This is a genomic window from Methylobacterium sp. J-048 (genome assembly GCF_022829515.1).
Taxonomy (GTDB): domain Bacteria; phylum Pseudomonadota; class Alphaproteobacteria; order Rhizobiales; family Beijerinckiaceae; genus Methylobacterium.
The window spans coordinates 1-937 of record NZ_JAKSYL010000166.1; the positions used below are offsets into that span (position 1 = coordinate 1).

Sequence of the window (937 nt, forward strand, 5' to 3'; positions counted from 1 at the left end):
GGCACCGGTGAGGTGACCAGCAACATCTCAGGCGTGGCCGGTGCAGCCGAGGAGACGGGTGCGGCCGCGAGCCAGGTGCTTGGGGCGTCCTCTGAGCTGTCGCGCCAGTCCGAGCACCTCGCGGCCGAGGTTGGACGCTTCTTGGCTACCGTGCGTGCGGCGTAAGGCGACGATGGGAACTGTGGATCTCTGGTCTATGGTTCCCATCGACAAGATCGAAAGTCGCACGGCAGCCCTGGCCCACGCCATCAATATAGGGGATTTTTGGGTTCTCGCGGGGCGCAGATCCGCGTTCTTGGCAATCGCCGACAACGATAATGGCGCTCTACTAAGCTTAGACCGGCTGGCCCGCCCTACCTGTGACGCGGATAAGTATGTCATCAGCGGATTCGAATAGATTTTACCCCTCATCCAAAAATATTACAGATAAGCAGGTCGCATATGTTCCTTGACTTGAGTATGCCGATCCTCGTCGTCGATGACGCACAGACGATGGTACGCATCATCCGAAATTTATTGAAGCAACTCGGTTTTTCAGAGATCGACGACGCATCTGACGGCACAACTGCGCTTACTCGCCTGAGAAATCGCAAATACGGACTTGTGATCTCCGATTGGAACATGCAGCCAATGACTGGCTACGAATTGCTGCAGCATGTACGTTCTGACGAGACCTTGTGGTCTACCCCGTTCCTTATGATCACTGCTGAGTCTAAAATCAAAAATGTACTAGCGGCAAAGAGAGCGGGCGTAGACAACTATATCGTCAAACCTTTTACTATCATAACGTTGAAGACCAAGATCGAAGCCATCTGTTTTGGAAATATCGGCAACGATACCGTTTCGGTTGTCCGATAACGAGGAAGGCACGGTCATCCGTCGAGGTAACGATCGCTTAAGGCTTGGCATGCCACGGTTGGATGCGGAGGGAATACAG

The 937-nt window shown here is 53.6% G+C and carries 1 protein-coding gene; it reads left to right on the forward strand.

Annotation, left to right across the window (positions count from 1 at the left end; translation table 11 throughout):
• The first annotated feature begins 441 nt into the window (after window positions 1-441).
• Complete coding sequence (locus tag MKL09_RS16700; protein WP_244021924.1) at window positions 442-858, forward strand: response regulator; 417 nt, start codon at window positions 442-444, stop codon at window positions 856-858.
• Window positions 859-937 lie beyond the last annotated feature (79 nt).